18 protein-coding genes are annotated in these 15,585 nt (G+C 48.4%); 9 read left to right on the forward strand and 9 right to left on the reverse strand.

The genetic code is table 11. The annotated features are described in order from the left end of the window. Positions 1-44: 44 nt before the first annotated feature. The 9 genes from flgE to VTH8203_RS13530 are packed head-to-tail and all read left to right on the forward strand — an operon-like array spanning position 45 to position 8,546. Positions 45-1,241: a flagellar hook protein FlgE gene (flgE, locus tag VTH8203_RS13490; RefSeq protein WP_096994148.1), complete on the forward strand. Its 1,197-nt coding sequence runs from the start codon at positions 45-47 to the stop codon at positions 1,239-1,241. Positions 1,242-1,251: 10 nt separating this feature from the next. Continuing rightward, entirely contained in the window at positions 1,252-1,983 is a 732-nt protein-coding gene (locus VTH8203_RS13495; RefSeq protein WP_006072116.1) for a flagellar basal body rod protein FlgF, read from the forward strand. A 23-nt stretch (positions 1,984-2,006) separates the two neighbouring features. Then, complete coding sequence (flgG, locus tag VTH8203_RS13500) at positions 2,007-2,792, forward strand: flagellar basal-body rod protein FlgG (RefSeq protein ID WP_096994149.1); 786 nt, start codon at positions 2,007-2,009, stop codon at positions 2,790-2,792. A gap of 40 nt (positions 2,793-2,832) precedes the next feature. Then, positions 2,833-3,507, forward strand: coding sequence for a flagellar basal body L-ring protein FlgH (flgH, locus tag VTH8203_RS13505; RefSeq protein WP_096994150.1), 675 nt, complete (start codon positions 2,833-2,835; stop codon positions 3,505-3,507). Next, positions 3,507-4,628 carry a flagellar basal body P-ring protein FlgI gene (locus VTH8203_RS13510; RefSeq protein ID WP_006072123.1) on the forward strand — a complete coding sequence of 374 codons (1,122 nt, stop codon included), beginning with the start codon at positions 3,507-3,509 and terminating at the stop codon, positions 4,626-4,628. Before flgH ends, VTH8203_RS13510 begins: the two co-directional genes overlap by 1 nt. Positions 4,629-4,637: 9 nt before the next feature. Then, complete coding sequence (locus tag VTH8203_RS13515; RefSeq protein ID WP_096994151.1) at positions 4,638-5,192, forward strand: rod-binding protein; 555 nt, start codon at positions 4,638-4,640, stop codon at positions 5,190-5,192. A 2-nt stretch (positions 5,193-5,194) separates the two neighbouring features. Further along, positions 5,195-6,568, forward strand: coding sequence for a flagellar hook-associated protein FlgK (flgK, locus tag VTH8203_RS13520; RefSeq protein ID WP_096994152.1), 1,374 nt, complete (start codon positions 5,195-5,197; stop codon positions 6,566-6,568). 9 nt (positions 6,569-6,577) lie between these two features. Next, on the forward strand, positions 6,578-7,477 hold the full coding sequence (flgL, locus tag VTH8203_RS13525) for a flagellar hook-associated protein FlgL (protein ID WP_096994153.1): 900 nt from the start codon (positions 6,578-6,580) through the stop codon (positions 7,475-7,477). Positions 7,478-7,508: 31 nt separating this feature from the next. Beyond that, positions 7,509-8,546, forward strand: a complete 1,038-nt coding sequence (locus tag VTH8203_RS13530) for a flagellin (RefSeq protein WP_096994154.1) — start codon at positions 7,509-7,511, stop codon at positions 8,544-8,546. 293 nt (positions 8,547-8,839) lie between these two features. Here the strand turns inward: VTH8203_RS13530 and VTH8203_RS13535 are convergent, their stop codons facing one another. From VTH8203_RS13535 to fliD, 9 genes are all read right to left on the reverse strand, one after another. Continuing rightward, a complete protein-coding gene (locus VTH8203_RS13535) occupies positions 8,840-9,133 on the reverse strand; it encodes a hypothetical protein (protein ID WP_063604217.1) in 294 nt (97 codons plus the stop codon). A 90-nt stretch (positions 9,134-9,223) separates the two neighbouring features. Beyond that, a complete protein-coding gene (locus tag VTH8203_RS13540; protein ID WP_096994155.1) occupies positions 9,224-10,213 on the reverse strand; it encodes a flagellar motor protein MotB in 990 nt (329 codons plus the stop codon). Beyond that, positions 10,213-11,070 (reverse strand): flagellar motor stator protein MotA, encoded by an 858-nt coding sequence (motA, locus tag VTH8203_RS13545; protein WP_006072135.1) that lies wholly within the window; start codon positions 11,068-11,070, stop codon positions 10,213-10,215. The genes VTH8203_RS13540 and motA overlap by 1 nt, the downstream gene beginning before the upstream one ends. Before the next feature lie 9 nt (positions 11,071-11,079). After that, complete coding sequence (locus VTH8203_RS13550; RefSeq protein ID WP_006072137.1) at positions 11,080-11,808, reverse strand: FliA/WhiG family RNA polymerase sigma factor; 729 nt, start codon at positions 11,806-11,808, stop codon at positions 11,080-11,082. A 9-nt stretch (positions 11,809-11,817) separates the two neighbouring features. Beyond that, entirely contained in the window at positions 11,818-12,306 is a 489-nt protein-coding gene (locus tag VTH8203_RS13555; protein WP_096994156.1) for a flagellar basal body-associated FliL family protein, read from the reverse strand. 34 nt (positions 12,307-12,340) lie between these two features. Then, complete coding sequence (locus VTH8203_RS13560; RefSeq protein ID WP_244181214.1) at positions 12,341-13,390, reverse strand: flagellar hook-length control protein FliK; 1,050 nt, start codon at positions 13,388-13,390, stop codon at positions 12,341-12,343. 4 nt (positions 13,391-13,394) lie between these two features. After that, on the reverse strand, positions 13,395-13,706 hold the full coding sequence (locus VTH8203_RS13565; RefSeq protein WP_006072143.1) for a hypothetical protein: 312 nt from the start codon (positions 13,704-13,706) through the stop codon (positions 13,395-13,397). Then, on the reverse strand, positions 13,690-14,076 hold the full coding sequence (gene fliS, locus VTH8203_RS13570) for a flagellar export chaperone FliS (RefSeq protein WP_006072145.1): 387 nt from the start codon (positions 14,074-14,076) through the stop codon (positions 13,690-13,692). Before fliS ends, VTH8203_RS13565 begins: the two co-directional genes overlap by 17 nt. An 18-nt stretch (positions 14,077-14,094) precedes the next feature. Continuing rightward, positions 14,095-15,432 (reverse strand): flagellar filament capping protein FliD, encoded by a 1,338-nt coding sequence (gene fliD / locus VTH8203_RS13575; RefSeq protein WP_096994157.1) that lies wholly within the window; start codon positions 15,430-15,432, stop codon positions 14,095-14,097. Positions 15,433-15,585 lie beyond the last annotated feature (153 nt).

Below are 15,585 nucleotides of genomic sequence, written 5' to 3' on the forward strand. Positions count from 1 at the left end.
GCACAACAACGTGCTGAGACACATTATCAGAATTAGAGGACATTATGAGCTTTGATATCGCATTAAGTGGCTTGGACGCTACTAACACTCAGCTTAATACCATCAGCCACAATATTGCTAACGCATCGACTTACGGTTTTAAAGAAGCGCGCACAGAATTCTCTGCGGTGTATAACGGTATGCAAGCCGGAGGGGTAGAAGTCGCATCCATCTCGCAAAACTTTGATAAGAACGGTTCGGTTTCGGGAACAGGTCGTGCTATGGACTTGGCCATCAATGGTAATGGCTTCTTCGTCACTAAAGACCATATGGGACAAACGCTGTATACCCGTGCGGGCGTATTTGGTACCGATAAAAACAACTATGTGGTTGGTAATACGGGAGCGAAACTGCAAGGTTATGGTGTTGATAGCAACAATAATCTACTGACGGGTTCAGTGGGTGATCTGAAGATCAGTACTTCATCACTAGCCGCACAAGCGACTGATAAGTTGGACTTTGTGGCTAACTTTGACGCCAGCTCAAAAATCGTCGATCAAACGGTGAATCCTTTTGACCCAGCAGATCCAGATTCTTTCAACTCATCATATACCTCCAAAGTTTATGACTCATTAGGCAACTCGCATACGGTGACTCAGTACTTCACTAAGACTGCAGACAATACTTGGGAAGTGAATGTTCAGGTTGACGGTGGCAGCACGCCAGCACAAACGGTTCCGGTTACCTTCAATCCGGATGGCACACTAGCCTCACCAACGGGCAGTTTTAACGTTGCGTTCCCTGCGGCAGGTGCGAATGCCATGAGCATCGATATTAGCCTTGAAGGCAGCACTCAGTTTGGCGCGGCATTTGGTGTGAGTACAAACAATCCCAACGGTTACACCTCAGGTGAATTAGCAGGCGTGCGCGTTGAAGATAACGGTATGGTGTTTGCGACCTACACTAATGGTCAATCTCAGTTGCAAGGACAAGTGGTGTTAGCCAACTTTGCTAATCCTCAGGGGCTTGCAAAAACCAATGGTACCGCATGGACTCAAAGCTATGGCTCAGGGGCACCTGTTATGGGTACTCCTGGCTCTGGTGTGTTAGGTGACCTGACACCGGGTGCATTGGAAGGCTCGAACGTTGACCTGACCTCTGAGCTTGTGAACTTGATGACAGCACAGCGCAACTATCAAGCTAACGCCAAAACCATCTCAACCTCTGACAAGCTCACTCAAGCTCTGTTTAACGCAGTATAAGGTGTAGAGCATGGATAGCTTGTTATTCACAGCAACCACAGGGGCGAGCCGAGTACTCAAAGCGCAACACGTTCGCTCCAACAACTTATCGAACGCGGACACTGCAGGTTTTCGCGCAGATATGGAACGCGTTAAAAGCATTCCCCTACAAGGTTCTGGTTTTGATGGCCGCACTATGGTGGTCACCAACTCGGCTGCGACACGCTTTGATGCTGGCGATGTGGTGAAAACGGGTCGAGCGCTAGACATTGCCATCATGGGCGAAGGCTATATCAGTGTACAAACCCCTACCGGCAATGAGGCATACACTCGTGCCGGTAACATCAAAGTCGATGAACTGGGGGCGATGAGCATCAATGGTTTTGCCGTGGTTGGTGATAATGGCCCGATGGTGCTGCCTGAGTTCCAAAAGGTAGAAATCAGTGAACGTGGTCGTGTTTCGGTGATTCCTCCAGGTGGTGGTGCCGAAGTGGAAGTGGGCACATTGAAGTTGGTCAAACCGGATATGAATCAACTGCAAAAGGAAAGCGATAGCTTGCTGCATAGCCTTGATGGTCAACCTTTTGCCGCTGATCCAACGGTAAACCTCGCCCCTGAACATATCGAAGGCAGTAACGTGTCAGCCATTGATGAGCTGCTTAGCGTTATGTCACTTACCAGAAACTTTGAGATGCAAATCCGCATGATGAAAACAGCGGAAACCCTTGCGCAATCCGGCAACAAATTAATGAGCGCGAGCTAATCGCTCGCGCCAAGGAGTAAACCATGCATTCAGCATTATGGGTCAGTAAAACAGGGATGGCCGCCCAAGATACAAAAATGACGGCGATTTCCAATAACCTTGCCAACGTAAATACCGTAGGTTTCAAACGCGATCGAGTGGTGTTTGAAGACTTATTTTATAGCATTCAGCGCCAGCCAGGCGCGCAAGTCGACCAAGTGAACCAACTGCCAACTGGGGTTCAGTTGGGTAGTGGTGTGCGAGTGGTGGGCACTCAAAAAGTCTTTACTCAAGGCAGCGCGCAAAACACAGGGCAAGACCTAGACCTAGCTGTGATGGGACAAGGCTTTTTCCAGATTGAAAACTCTGATGGCCAGATCATGTATACCCGAAATGGTCAGTTCCATGTCAACTCAGAAGGTCTGATGGTAAATAGCCAAGGTTTGCCATTGGAGCCTCAAATTCAGATTCCCGATAACGCTTTGACACTCTCTGTTGGTGTGGATGGCACGGTGACGGCGACCACGGCAGACGGTCCTGCGCCACAGGGTTTGGGACAAATCACCCTAGCGAAATTTGTTAACCCAGCAGGTCTAGAAGCCATTGGCGGTAACTTGTTTAAAGAGACCGAAGCCAGTGGGCAAGCGGAAGAGCTGATTGCCGGTGAAGAAGGGGCGGGCAGTATCAAGCAAGGTGCATTAGAAGGCTCAAACGTGCAAGTAGTGGAGGAGATGGTCGATATGATCACCACCCAGCGCGCGTATGAAATGAACGCCAAGGTGGTCTCAGCCGCCGATGACATGCTGAAGTTCGTCGCACAAGCAGTGTAGGTCAATAAAGTTGGGAATTAACGGAAAAGGGATAAGTGGTATGAAATGGCTTTCTCGCTGGGGAGTGGTAATTGGGCTACTCGTGCTTACTGGCTGTGCAGCTCGACCAGAGTTTGTACCGCCAGAGCCGGATGAACAAAAGTATGCGCCGCCTGAGCTCAATTACGCGCTGCCACAAGCAACGGGAGGAAGCCTCTATCGCCACCAATATAACTTAACCTTATTCCAAGACCGTCGAGCGTACCGAGTGGGTGATGTACTGACGATTTTGCTGGTGGAGGAAACGCAATCGAGCAAGAAAGCGGATACCAAATTCGGCAAGACGTCTAAAGTGGATTTTGGTGCGGCAACCGTTGGCGGAAAGACCTTTGACGAGACGGCGGTGGGTCTTAATGGCAGCCGAGCTTTTGATGGCAGTGCCGCTAGCTCCCAAGGTAATAAGTTAGAAGGCGCTATTACGGTCACGGTACATGAAGTGATGCCCAATGGCGTACTTAAAATTAGCGGTGAGAAATGGATTCGTCTTAACCAAGGCGATGAATTTATTCGCGTCACGGGCATTATTCGTGCCGACGATGTGGACCGTTACAACCAAGTGTTTTCTCATCGCATAGGGGATGCGCGCATCACCTACTCTGGACGTGGTGCTTTAGCTGACAGCAACTCTGCTGGTTGGCTCACTCAGTTCTTTACCAGCCCATGGATGCCGTTCTAATGACTCAACAACGCTATTTCTTTACTTCAATTCTACTGGCATTTGCTCTCGGTATGATGTCATCAGCCAGAGCCGAGGTAGAAATCCCAATTATGGATCTGGTGGACGTACAGGGTGTGCGCACTAACCAGCTTGTTGGTTATGGTTTGGTTGTGGGTCTCGACGGCCAAGGTGACCGAAACCAAGTGAAGTTTACCGCTCAGTCTATCACCAATATGCTGCGCCAATTTGGGGTACAAATCGGTGATGATGCGAATCCAAAATTGCGTAACGTCGCCTCGGTGAGTGTCACTGCTTCGGTGGACCCGATGGCAGGCCCTGGGCAAATGTTGGATATAGTGGTCTCGTCTATTGGTGATGCCAAAAGTTTACGTGGAGGCACGTTACTCTTAACGCCATTGCGAGGTGTGGATGGTGAAGTCTACGCAGTCGCTCAGGGCAATGTGGTGGTTGGAGGTGTGTCTGCTGAAGGACGCAGCGGTTCTAAAATCGCGGTAAATACGCCTACCGCGGGACGAGTGCCTAATGGCGCCACTTTGGAACGTGAGATCCCGTCGGACTTTAATTCGCGTTCTCAAATCACGTTGAATCTACGTAAAGCCAGCTTCACCACGGCAAAAAATATCGCTCGTGAAATCAATGGTACGTTTGGTCCAGATGTGGCCATTGCTATTAACAAAGTACGCGTCGATATGCGCGCGCCAAAAGATACTCAGCAGCGTGTGACCATGATGTCGATGCTAGAGGAAATGAGTGTCGTAGAGGGGCGCAAACCTGCTCGTATTGTCTTTAACTCGCGTACTGGCACGGTTGTCGTAGGACAAAACGTAAAAGTGACGGAAGCCGCGGTAAGCCATGGCAACCTAACGGTATCGATTACTGAGTCTCAACAAGTGAGCCAACCGAATGCTTTCGCTGACGGCGATACGGTTGTGGTCGATCAATCGAAAATTGATATCAGTGAAGACCAAGCGCAAATGGTGATTTGGCCCGAAGGGACAGAGCTCAACACCATCGTGAATGCCGTCAACAGTTTAGGGGCAACCCCAACCGATTTGATGTCCATTCTACAGGCCTTGCATGAAGCGGGTGCGCTCAATGCCGAGTTAGTAGTGATCTAGGAGAGTGTGATGAAAATAGACGCGATGAATGACAGCACGAGAATTAATAGCATGCTCTATCACGACAATGCCGCTTTGACCAACATTAAACACAGTGCCGATGAGCAAGGTGCACTAAAAGAAGTCGCAGGGCAGTTCGAAGCCATGTTCTTGCAAATGGTACTGCGCCAAATGCGCAGCAGTAGTGACGTACTGGCAGATGAAGACAGCCCTTTCTCGTCGCAGCAACATGGCGTGTTTCGAGATATGCATGATGGACAATTGGCTATCGAACTTGCCAAAAAACAGAACTCCGGCATTGCCGATATGTTGGTGAAACAACTGAGTCCGACGCAAGCCGTCGCATCGAATCTGGAAGTACAGTTCGATCCAAGCCTAACACGTACCTTAGGTTCGGCGAATGATATGGAAGCAAGTTCACAAGTTAACACCATAGCCTCACTACACAGTGATGACTTGATTAATGGCCCAGATGATTCCGTCGCCTTCACTATTCAGTCCCCAAGCGAGGCGGCCACGACCATGGCGTTTTCTCAGCCTCTTATTAGAACAACGGAGCTCTAGTTATGAACCTCGTCAATATTGCGCTTTCAGGCATGAATGCCAACCGAGTGGCATTGGATGTGACCGCTCAAAACGTCGCCAATATTAATACGCCGGGATACAGCCGTCAGCAAGCGGTGATGGCGTCGTTGGCTGGGGGGAAATACGATAAAACCAGCCCCGGAATGGGGGTGGAAGTGACCAGTATTCGCCGTGTGACCGATCAATATTTGGTGAAGCAAACGTGGTCAACGGCCAGTGCCGCTAACTATGCGTCGGGTTATACCAGCGCCATGAGCCAGTTGGAAAACATGTTAGGGGCTGATGGGTTTAGCTTGTCGGCGGGCTTAGATTCTCTGTTTGCATCTCTAAACGATGCGACGACAAAGCCTGAATCAACCCCACTGCGTCAACAGGTGATTAATGAGTCGGAGGCCTTAGCTCGCCGCTTCAATACCTTGACCGAATCGCTGCATAATCAACATAAAGATGTACATGACCAGCGTAACGCCGCCATTTCTCATGCAAATAGCTTGATGTCCAATATCGCGGAAGTGAATAAGCAAATTGTCGAAATGCAAGGCACGGGTGGTAACCCTGCGCAGTTGATGGACACGCGTGATGCGCTTGTGGGAGAACTTTCCAAAGTGATGGAAGTGAAGACCACCGACCAAGCGGATGGCAGTATTCAAGTCTCATTGGCTTCAGGGCAGCCCTTAGTAATGGGCAGCGATGCCAGTGTGATTAAAGCGATTCCTGACCCAAGCGATCCCTATCTTGCCGACATCCATATTGAGTTTGGCAATCAAACCTTTGCGGTTAAAGGTGATCTTGGCGGTAAGTTAGGCTCACTTCATGACTATCAAGTGGATGTACTCAAACCTTATCAAGATGCCATTGATGATATGGCGCGTAGTTTAGCGGATGAAATGAATGCGGTCTTGGCGGCAGGTCAGGATCTTAATGGCAATGCGGGTAAAGCCTTATTTAGCTACGATCCAGCGAACCCAGCTGCCAGCTTAACTATCACGGATATTAAGTCGGATGAGTTAGCATTTTCGAGCGATGGCAACCCAGGTAACAGTGATAATCTCAAGGACTTGATTGCCATCAGTAATAAACCAGTGAGTATCACTGGCTTTGGTTCCCTATCGCTGAATGACGCGTTTACTGCGATGGTTGGCGAAACGGCAATCAAAGCTCGCCAAGCGGAATCAGATTACCAAGCGAAACAGTCAATGTTTGAACAGTCGGTGGCAGCGCGCGATAACGTCAGTGCCGTCAATAGTGACGAAGAAGCGGCAAACCTAATGACCTTTGCCAATGCGCATAATGCCAATATGAAGGTAATCAGCACGGCTAACCAGCTGTTTGATTCCGTTTTGCAGTTATTTTAAGGAGTTAGTATGAGAGTCAGTGATACTCAATTTAGCCAGATGATGCTGCAAAGCTTGCAGACCAATAATGCTGGGCTTGGCAAAGTGCTACAACAAATGGCTACGGGTGATCGGCTAACTAAATTGTCTGACGATCCAATGGCCTCGATTCAGTTGTTGAACCTCGACCGTGAAGGCAGCGCAATCAATCAATATCAACGCAATATTGCTAATGTGAAAACCACGCTATCAAGCCAAGAGGTTTATCTCGATTCGGTTAATGAGAGCTTAAAAAGTATGCGTGAATTGGTGCTATGGGGTTCTAATGGCACGCTAACGGACGAAGATCGCGACGGCATGATCACCGAGCTGGAAAGTCTACGTGATTCCATCGAGTCTTCGTTTAATGCTCAGGATGAAGAAGGGCACTATTTGTTCTCTGGCACCAAAACTGATATACCAGCACTATCAAATTCTGGAGCAGGTTATGTCGTGGATGGTAACAGCGATAAGCGAGTGGTGACGGTTGCGAAAGGCGTCACTATGGAGTCGAACATGACGGCCAAGGATATTCTTGAGCTTGGTGGAGGAAACAACGTACTTAATCAAATCGACGCGTTGATTGTCGAATTTAAGAACCCGAGTCCAAATTTCCAAGCTGAAGTTGATGCTAGCCTAAACGCCATAGATGATACCTTGGGTAACGTGCTCGGGGCGATGACAGAGATCGGTGGTCGCCACAATAACCTTGATTTGATGGATGGCGCACACGGTGAAAACAAGTTATTCGTTGATAAAGTGACCAGTGATATCTCTGCGTTGGATTATGGTGAAGCATCCGTTCGTCTCAGCAACTACATGGCGGCATTACAAGCAACTCAAGCCAGCTATGTAAAAATTAACGATCTCTCGCTTTTCGACCGTATTTAGGTCTAAGAATTAGTTAACAAGGAAAGGTGTTATGGCAGTAAGTACGGTTGAAGTTAGACCGCATAGTATCAAGCTAACAGGGCAAGAAGCGGCCAGTATCGCGCCCTCACAAGCGTCCACTGATACCAGTACCTCACTGTCAAAGCGCCTGCTAAGACCTCAAGCTGACATTACGTCAGCTTATTCACTTTCAGGCGTGTTGCTTACACAAGGCCAGCAACACGCTACTTCAGTGCAGATTGCTACTAAGGCGCTGCAAGGAGTCGGTAAAGAGCTCACCCAAGTTAAACGCCAACTGACCCAAGCGCTTTCGAATGGTGTTAACAGTAACATGCCTGATTCGTTGGCACGCTCTAAAGCCACGATTGAAGCGACATTGAATCAAGCGCGGTTTGATGGCAAGCGAGTGGTGGATAATGAGCTTAATCTTAAACTCGATACCGCCGATGTGCGTCGTTTTTCTATTCCAGGACTCAATGTCCATCGTATGAGCGAGAGAGCCGAGCAAATTCGACTGGATTTCCCAAGTGGTGGTTCGGTTGTGTTGCAGTTTGATGGCCAATCTGATGGTGTTCGAACGGTGAAACAGCTCGATCGCAGCTTAATACCCATGGGTATGCGTGCCTCTTTATCGCAGGATGGCAGCATTTTGTTTGATGTCCACGAATCTGCTTATGCGGCCATGCAGCAACAAGTGCTGGTTACTGGGCAAGGACACCGTTTCCCTGCCGGACAAGCGAACGCATTCAATATTCAAGCTGAGCCTGATGGCATGGCGGAGTTAAAATTTGACTTAGCGTCTCGAGATGGCATCAAACAGTCCATTGCTAAGGTCAATCAACATCTACAGCAAGCACAAGTAAGCTTAAACGAAGCCAGACAATTTCAATCTCAATTGAATACCCAAATGACGCGCATTCAAAGCCAGTCTAATGTGCCATCTTCAGAACAAGTTTCCCAAAAGCTCAATGACTTCACTCAGCTCTCTCAAGACTTCACCACTACATTTAAAGCCCTCAACGCACAAGCGAATGTTCGTCGTCATACTGTAGTTGCGTTGCTTAAATAATCCCTTCGAAAACCTCGGAAACAAATCATTTTCCTCACGGATGTGAGGATTTGCAGCTGCCCGTGAAAACAGAATGGTCACGGCGGTATCCTGTCTCCTGCAATCTCAAATAGACAGTCATCTTCGTGACAACGAAGAACTTCTAAAGCACGTAGATAACTGAAAATTAAAGAGTAAACTATGTCATTTAGGTTTGCGATGCGCTGTATGAGATTCCCTTTTTCAAGGGAATGACGAACGTTTTTTTGGGGGGATGACACCGGAGGTAAATGACTTACTAAATAGAGCTCAAATCACACCAAAAAGAAAAAATACAAAAAGCAGATAAATGCCAACAACATGGCGGAAAGCGTGGGGTAGATGATATAGGCGTCGCGCTTATTGGTGCGTCGGAAGCAGAGGAAGGTCAGTAGGCCGTTGTAAACCACTAGCAGTAAGCTGATCCCCGTTCCTCCTTTTAAAGACAGCGTGGATAACTGACTTAAAAACAGAGCAAGCAACGCGTAATCAATAATGATCAGCCACAAAAATGCTTTTTGAAGCGGGTCAGATTTGCTGTCTGCAATGTGAGGATGAGTTTGACGCATAACACGCTCTACTTCGATGAAATTAATAAGAAATTATTAGCATATTTAGGTGTTCTACCTAAGCATAGAACACCTGATTAAGCGCGCAAGCTAAAGTGCTTGCGGCTCAACGGAAGAGGTGCTTTCCGACTCAAAGCGAATGGTATCGGTTCGGAACACAGGTTGATTAAACTGAGCCTTCTCACGTGCCTTTTCGACCTCGTTAGTCGGCTGTTCGCCAAATAAGGTGCTGATCACTTCGGCAGCTGGAGTGGTCAAGATAAACAGTTCAATACGGCGGTTCTCACTCGATTTAGGATCCTGTTGATTGAGCAGCGCTCGGTCAGACATTCCGGTGACTTGTAGCACCCTCTGCTCAGGCATGCCGCCAGCGACCAAGGTTTGTCGGGCGCTGTTGGCTCGAGATGAGGACAGTTCCCAGTTAGAGGAGCTACTGAACGCTTTGCGGTATTGCGTTGCGTCGGTGTGTCCGCTGATGATCATCGGGTTTTCAACGCGCTGGAATACCGGTGCTAATGCCAATAACAGGTCTTCAAAGAAAGGGGTAAGTGTTGAACCTCCTCGTCGGAACATGTTTTGTTTGTAGTCATCTTGCAGCACGATTCTTAAGCCTTGCGGTGTGACCGTGACGTCAACGTTCCCATCAGCATTAATCTGGCGCATCATTTCATTGACCACTTTCGCCAAGGCTTCTAAGCGCTCTTGGGTATCAAAGGTACCATTTATCAGAGAGTCAGACTCTGGTCCATCGCGATCACCTTGGAAAAAAGAGGTCACGGTATGCACTGAGTCATGACGGCTGGTCACCGATGAGTCGGAGGCAAGATCAATAGGGGAGATACTTTGTGAAGTATCGAAAAGGCTGCCAGTGCTCTTATCAAAAACACTGGCCATTTGTAGGTGGGCGACAATCGCTTTGCGCTCTTCTTTGTCGACCACTTGCATTACCCATAACACGAGGAACAGAGCCATTAACGCGATCATAAAGTCGGCTAAGGCGACTTTCCAAGCACCGCCATGGTACTCATGGTCATGGCGGCGTCCTGAACGCTTAAAGACGACTTGCTCTTGTTTTTGCATTATCCCTCCTGTTCAGCTAGCCACCTCTCCATTTGGTTAAAGGTTGGTTTGATGTCGAGCTGAATGTGTTTGCGGCCAGCATCAATCGCGAGCAACGTCGGCTTCTTCGCTACATAGGCGACCAGTGTCGCGCGGATGCAATCGAAGGCTGACATATCACGCTTAACGCGTTGAGCCATGGCATTACTGGCTGGGTCTAAACAGCAGTAACAACCAAAAATACCTAAAAATGTACCTACTAGAGCGGCGGCGACGTGATAGCCAATCAAGGCAATGGAACCATCAATAGCTTGCATGGTGATGATGATCCCGCCAACGGCTGCCAATATTCCAAAACCGGGTAGAGCTTCTGCCGTACGTTGCATTGAGCGAGATGGAAGCAGCAGGTCTGATTCAATCGCTTCAATCTCTTGCTCTAGTAGTCCCTCTAATTCATGAGGCGACATTTGTCCCATTGCCATTAAACGCAAATTGTCGGTAATGAAAGAAACAAGACGATAATCACGGCTAACCAGTGGGTAACGGTTGAAAATCGGGCTTTGTTCTGGGTTCTCGATGTGTTTATCGAGTGCTTTGAAGCCACCACTGCGAACGGTTTCCAACAAGACTTGTAGTAATGCCATTAATTCCATGTAGAACGCTTGCTCGTCCTTATGAGGTGACATAATAGAGCGAAGCTGGCTGCGCATTTCTTTCAAGACTTGCGGAGGGTTACCTATGATCAATGAGCCGACTGTGGCACCGATAATGATCAGAAATTCGGCTGGCTGCCAAATGGCCATCATGCTTCCCCCGGCCCAAACGTAACCGCCGAAGACACACATCAGAATAATGATCGCGCCCATAAACTTTTGCATATGTGACTCCTAAGAAGATAGTAATTGGTTGAGTTGTTTTAGCGCTTGTTTGTGGAGCTGACAGATCCGTGGTGGTGTCAGTTCGAGTACCAAGGCAATTTCATGTAGGTTGAGTTCGTGCTGATAAAATAGTGTCATCAGCAGTTGTTCTCGTTTTGGCAATTTTGCGAGAGCGACCTCTAGACTGCGGCGAATATGCTCATGGCTCATGCCTTCATAGGCACTATCTACCTGACCTTCCAGCCCTTTTTCTATCAACTGATCGAGACTTTGCATCTCGCCAGCCATTGAGGCGCTGAGCCGAGTGTGATAATCCGCTTGATCGGTGCCGAGGGCTTTAATGATCTCTTGCTCCGTCGGCATTCGTTTTAGTGCTTTGGTGAGATCGCGGGTGATATCGTTGAGCTCATGGGCTTGCTGGCGTGTTTTACGTGAACGCCAATCAAGTCGACGTAGCTCATCCAAAATAGAGCCTCGAATACGACACACAGCAAATGCTGGGAAGTTGGGATCGTCGATATTGCCATAGCGACGCCCTGCTTCCAGTAACCCTATCAAACCTATTTGCTGCATGTCTTCGATGCTGCAATGGGTAGTAGCATGGTTACGCAGTTGATTGACCACTCGTTTCACCAAAATCTGGTGTTGGCTCAGAAGACGATTTTCATCAATAGGTGTCGTTGGCGAATTCACTTCGTCAGCGACACCATAACTGTCCGTGTAATTCATATCCAACATAGGCGGCCTCTACTGCACGACGTATTTGGTAAGCAGCACATCGTCGATATCGCGTATCACCTCAGTTTTAGCAAACGCCATCATCACGGTGTTTTTTACTTCGTCTTGTAGCGATGCAAGGGCTTGCTCGCCGTGAAGGTCTTCATAAGTTTTTTGGCTGAACAAGTTGAGCATGGCATTGCGGACAATGGGCATGTAGTCATTGATGTTCTGTAGTCGATCTGGACGGCGAGTTTCTACTGCTAGCTCGATCATTACAAAGTGAGTTTGCTTCTTGCCTCTGACACTCAGTACTACCTTGTCCAATGATTGAAAGCTTGGGCCTTGGCTACTTTGGTTGTCTTGAGTCAAAAACGACAGTGGAGTGTCTTCAATCATGCTGCGGTCATCGCCCGCTTGCTTTAAATACCAGGCTGCACCAAACACAGTAGTAGCAGAGACCAAGGCACTGGTCACTATCATGGCGATGAACATGGCGAAGAGTTGCGGTTTAGTCATAATTTATTTCCTATGAGGTACTTAGCGCATAGCACTAGGCTTGCGTACTGAGCCAGTGTTCAGCAGTGGTGAATGTGGATTGAAATGAAGAGTCATCATCAAAGCGACGCGAGGCGAGAACCGTCGACTCTTCCTCCTGACTATGCTGCGGTGATTCGTGTTGGCCTTCTCCAGTACCGACCTGAACGTCAACATGCATAAAGTTCTGATTTTGCAGTTCAAATCGAAGACGTTCTGAGACCTGCATTAATGCTTCGCGTGTAGCAGCGGCATTGGCATTGATTTGCACACTTAAGCGATCGCCTTCAACACGAACCATAAGATCCAATTTGCCAAGATCGGGCGGATCTAATCTGATCCGAGCCTCTTGCAAATTTTGTTGAGCTTGTAGGGTGACTCGATCGTTGAGCACCTGCAGCATTTGCTCTCCCCATTTACCTGCTTGAGTGTCCACTCGAACCGGTGCCCATTCTGTTGTGGAAGGTGTGGTGGATACTGGCGCAGGAGTAGTCTGGTGACCTTGAGTTTGTTGGGCTGGCACTGGCTGGCTACTTAAGTTTGTTAGTGAGTTAGCTATCTCTGGATTAATGGGGCGAGAGACGGTGTTGTCTGGAGCTGCTTGTGTCACCAGCAGAGCCGAGTTGACCGAGCTACGTGGTGAGTTTTCTTTACCTATCGCTATTGATGGGTGAGCGACATGTGTCTCAACTTGAGGTGCCGCGGAATGGCGTGTATTGGCATTGACCACAAACTGACTAAGTAGCTCGGAAGCTTGTTGCTGCAGTGAGGTTGCAGGTGTTTGGCTTGTTGCAACGGCAGAACCTTTAGGCAACTCTGGCTCGGTAATCAGTGTCGCGAGTGTAGCGTGCATAGCACTTTCGTCAGCGTTATCTGCTCCGTTGGATAACAAAGGGTCATCAACCACGGATTTGTCGTGTTGTTTTGGCGCTTTAATGAGCTGGCCAAAAGGGACAGCAGCGTCCTTAGGTGATGAGGTACTTGCTGCATTAATGCTCTGGTTTGATGAACCATCACTAACACGCGCCGAACTGTCACCACTTTGAATATTGGTCATGGTTAGCATGGGGTTACTCCAATGTCATCGCAAGTTGATAAGCCACCGTTCGCTCTTTTTCCTCGCTCACACTGTGGAGGCGTTTTTTGAGTTCACTGGTTGCAACGGACAACGCTTCGTACGCCGCTAAATGAGTCTGTCTAGCGTGGCGAATTTCAGGCGCTAACCTAGGATCCTTTAAGTAAGGTCTATGGGTATCCAAAAGCTCACGAAGCTGTACGTCGTAGCGTTTTAGTGCGTGCCAATCTTCCGTTTTTGTCGCGATTTCAATAAGTTTACTTAGGTGTCGGAATCGCTCAGGGGACACCTTATGCTTGATTGCCAAAATTCAACCATCCTTCTCTGATATTGCCCATCACACGCTCTACACTGGCGAGTTTTTCCACGTCATTGTGGATACTGGCTTGATAGAGTTCGATTTGGCAGAAGTCATAAAGTTGGTGCAAGTTTTCGGCGATTTCGCCGCCATTTTCATCATCAAGTGCGCTATCGAGGCCGACAAGAATGTTCATACACTTGCTGATACCATCACCCTTTTCGGCTAAGCGCCCTGCGCCTATATGACCGCGCACACGTTCTATCTCATTAAGTAAACCGTCGATCAGCATCACCACTAGTTGATGTGGGTTTGCGGCGGCGGCTTGGGCATCTAAATCGACCTGCTGATATGAGTCGTAGCCTGAATCCATTAGCATAATTTTGTACTCCTAGCCCTAACCAAACATGCTCATGGTTTGGTTCATTTGTGTCATTAAAGTGTTCATTTGAGTGAATTGTTTGAGGTAGCGGCTGTACGCCATGTCGTACTTGCGCTCTAACGTTGCTTGTTTGTCGTCAATGCGCGAAATGTTCTGTTGTAGGGAGTCTTTACGGGTTTTGAAAAGACCGGTTGTCGACTTCAAAAATGGGTCAACCATGGTGTCGATGGAATCCAGAAGATTACCGTCGCCGTTAAACATGGCTTCTAGCGCGGCACTGTTATTTTTCTGCGCCTCTTCGAACTTGGTGGCATCCAGTGTCATCTTGCCGCTGCGATCAATCTCAATACCTACTTCACTTAGGCGCATTCCGTTGTATTCACCACGAATGATGCTGGTGAGTTGGCTTTCAATAGAGCGAAGTGTTGGGTCACTCGCTAACACGCCACGTGCTTTATCTTCCCCGCCGATACCAGTGTATTCATCCATGGTAGACATCAGAGTGTTGTAAGCGTCAATGAAGGCGTTAACTTGTTCTTTTGTCGCTTCATCATCGGCACCAATAGTCAGCGTAAGCGGTTGCTCTCCCGAGACCTGCGCCTTGCTGACCGTCAGGTCAACACCATCAATAACGCCAGTAAAGGTATTGCTACTGTTGGTCAGTTTTAGGCCGCTACCCTCAGCGCCTAGCCAAATGACGGCATCTTGCGGTGTACTGATGTTGCTGGTGTTAGTAAAGGCATCTTCAAACCAGGATGCCCCAGTGCCTGAAGCTGACACGTTTACGCTATTGGCAACACCCGTTTCAGTACTTGATAACATAAAGTGCGTCTGGCCATTGGAACGAACCAGAGTGGCATTCACCCCCGGGTTATCAGGGTCATTATTAATAGCGGAAACCAAATCGGCCATGGTTGCTTTGCCATCGCCGTCGGTATCAACTGTTGATAGATCGAGTGATAGGGTTTTACCGTCAACCGTTAAATCGAGCGTGCCTGTTGTTGGAATCTCAGTGTTGGCATCTAGGTCGGCTGGCATACCCGTTGAGAGTTGGTGTGCAGTGGCAACTTGTTCCACAAACACCTGATAGCTGCCCGCCATGGCACTGGCATTGGCCGTCGCAGAAAGGAAACCTTCTTGTGAAACTGTTGCCGTATTCTTAATGATGTTCGAGCTACTGCTGTTCATGTTGGTTACGGCAGTTCGGAATTCGCGTAATGCCGATTCCACTTTGCCTAGCGCAGTAATTTGAGCCTGATACTTATCCGCTTGCATTTGATAGCGCTGCTGAAATGGCTGCACATCATAAGTGGCAAGGTTGGTCGCCATAGTGATTGGGTCAAACGAACTCATTGGAGTGCTCCTTAGTTTTGCTGCTCGCCGTGCAATAGGGATGGACAGCACAGTATTCTTAGTGGGTTAAATCAAGATGTATGCCATGATTTAAAACATTAAAATTCAATTGGTTAGACTAGTTTTATTTCGTGGGCGGAAGCGCTGTTTCCA

The organism is Vibrio thalassae, assembly GCF_900089835.1.
GTDB lineage: Bacteria > Pseudomonadota > Gammaproteobacteria > Enterobacterales > Vibrionaceae > Vibrio > Vibrio thalassae.

Coding starts and splice junctions, on each gene's coding strand:
- flgL (WP_096994153.1), top strand. CDS start 6,578: ATGAGAGTCAGTGATACTCAATTTAGCCAGATGATGCTGCAAAGCTTG.
- VTH8203_RS13540 (WP_096994155.1), bottom strand. CDS start 10,213: ATGCAAAAACAAGAGCAAGTCGTCTTTAAGCGTTCAGGACGCCGCCAT.
- VTH8203_RS13510 (WP_006072123.1), top strand. CDS start 3,507: ATGACTCAACAACGCTATTTCTTTACTTCAATTCTACTGGCATTTGCT.
- flgH (WP_096994150.1), top strand. CDS start 2,833: ATGAAATGGCTTTCTCGCTGGGGAGTGGTAATTGGGCTACTCGTGCTT.
- VTH8203_RS13560 (WP_244181214.1), bottom strand. CDS start 13,390: ATGCTAACCATGACCAATATTCAAAGTGGTGACAGTTCGGCGCGTGTT.
- fliD (WP_096994157.1), bottom strand. CDS start 15,432: ATGAGTTCGTTTGACCCAATCACTATGGCGACCAACCTTGCCACTTAT.
- flgE (WP_096994148.1), top strand. CDS start 45: ATGAGCTTTGATATCGCATTAAGTGGCTTGGACGCTACTAACACTCAG.
- VTH8203_RS13530 (WP_096994154.1), top strand. CDS start 7,509: ATGGCAGTAAGTACGGTTGAAGTTAGACCGCATAGTATCAAGCTAACA.
- VTH8203_RS13515 (WP_096994151.1), top strand. CDS start 4,638: ATGAAAATAGACGCGATGAATGACAGCACGAGAATTAATAGCATGCTC.
- VTH8203_RS13550 (WP_006072137.1), bottom strand. CDS start 11,808: ATGTTGGATATGAATTACACGGACAGTTATGGTGTCGCTGACGAAGTG.
- flgG (WP_096994149.1), top strand. CDS start 2,007: ATGCATTCAGCATTATGGGTCAGTAAAACAGGGATGGCCGCCCAAGAT.
- VTH8203_RS13495 (WP_006072116.1), top strand. CDS start 1,252: ATGGATAGCTTGTTATTCACAGCAACCACAGGGGCGAGCCGAGTACTC.
- fliS (WP_006072145.1), bottom strand. CDS start 14,076: ATGCTAATGGATTCAGGCTACGACTCATATCAGCAGGTCGATTTAGAT.
- flgK (WP_096994152.1), top strand. CDS start 5,195: ATGAACCTCGTCAATATTGCGCTTTCAGGCATGAATGCCAACCGAGTG.
- motA (WP_006072135.1), bottom strand. CDS start 11,070: ATGCAAAAGTTTATGGGCGCGATCATTATTCTGATGTGTGTCTTCGGC.
- VTH8203_RS13535 (WP_063604217.1), bottom strand. CDS start 9,133: ATGCGTCAAACTCATCCTCACATTGCAGACAGCAAATCTGACCCGCTT.
- VTH8203_RS13555 (WP_096994156.1), bottom strand. CDS start 12,306: ATGACTAAACCGCAACTCTTCGCCATGTTCATCGCCATGATAGTGACC.